Source organism: Streptomyces sp. NPDC004561, from assembly GCF_053602155.1.
Genome location: NZ_JBSGDB010000934.1, coordinates 1 through 1,130, shown reverse-complemented (window position 1 = coordinate 1,130; position 1,130 = coordinate 1). Strand labels below are relative to the sequence as shown.

Below are 1,130 nucleotides of genomic sequence, written 5' to 3'. Positions count from 1 at the left end.
TCAGGGCAAGTTGGTCACGAAGCTCGCTCGGTATGCGCATACCACACCAACGACAGAGACACCGTGAAGCAACGTGTTGATTCTTTACGAGCCCTAAGACCGTGTCCTATGTGGTGAGGGTGCACCCGGCGCGAATGTAGTTCAAGGACGCATGTATCTACCGTTTCGACCATGCCTGGCGTAGCGTCTGCTTCCCCGCGAAGGGGCACCACCTTGGGGGTGCCAGGCCCGCCGGCTGTAGGGATGCACGTCGGCGGGCCGCGACTTGTCCGGGCCGCGCCGCAGCCCGCCGGCGTGAACCTCTTGGAGTGCGAGAAGCGCGGGCACGCCGAGTCGTGGGAGCCAGGCAGCTACTTCGGTGTGCGCACCGATTACGCCCATCACGTATGCGGCAGGCCGGGGCCCCTTGTGGTTCTGACTGTGAGCACGGAATCCCTGGCATCGGGCGTCCGGCCAGTTCGTAGTTTTGGTCGGACGCCCAGACATTGGCGGTCGCGTCTACGTTGGTGAGTCGGCCATCGCCTCTGGGCACCCACTGGGATGCGCCAGGCGCTCGCCCACATCCGGACCTTCCCGGGCGCCCGCTGATGGCCGACCCAACGTAGGAGACGGGGAGTCTCAGGTCACCATCGATACCAGCGACCGCGGCCACCGCCGGCGTTGGTAGAGCGCATCAAGAAGCCCAGCAGCCACAGCACCAGCACGGCCAGGGCCACCCACCACAGAATCTTTATGGCGAAACCCGCGCCGAAAAGGATTAGGGCGAGCAGAAGAACAAGAAGCAGGGGAACCATAGTTATCGACCTCCTGCCGCCCCGTCTGCCCTCCACATGATCCTCCATTCCCAGAAATTATCTTGTTTGTGAAGGGGAAGCCGGGGCACGAGCGTCTTTACCACGACAGCGGCAACAGCGGCTACGAGGAGGCGCATTCCATGACTGCCGGCGAGAAGGCCAAGGCGAAGACCGAGCAGGCCGAGGGCAAGGCCAAGGAGACTCTGGGCAGCGCTCTCGGCAATGACCGCATGGCCGCCGAGGGCCAGGCATAGAAGAGCGTCGGCGACGCCCGTGAGGCGAAGGAGAAGGCTAGGGACGCGATCTAGCAGTGACACCCCGCTTCGTCGAGGGCCG

The 1,130-nt window shown here is 64.1% G+C and carries 1 protein-coding gene and 1 pseudogene; one reads left to right on the top strand and one right to left on the bottom strand.

What is annotated here, in order from left to right:
* Nucleotides 1-623 precede the first annotated feature (623 nt).
* Complete coding sequence (locus ACWEN3_RS46820) at nt 624-794, bottom strand: hydrophobic protein (protein ID WP_452984579.1); 171 nt, start codon at nt 792-794, stop codon at nt 624-626.
* A gap of 140 nt (nt 795-934) precedes the next feature.
* On the opposite strand from ACWEN3_RS46820, the pseudogene ACWEN3_RS46815 reads away from it, so the two are divergent.
* Nucleotides 935-1,045 (top strand): annotated as a pseudogene (locus tag ACWEN3_RS46815) (CsbD family protein); the annotation flags it as partial.
* Nucleotides 1,046-1,130 lie beyond the last annotated feature (85 nt).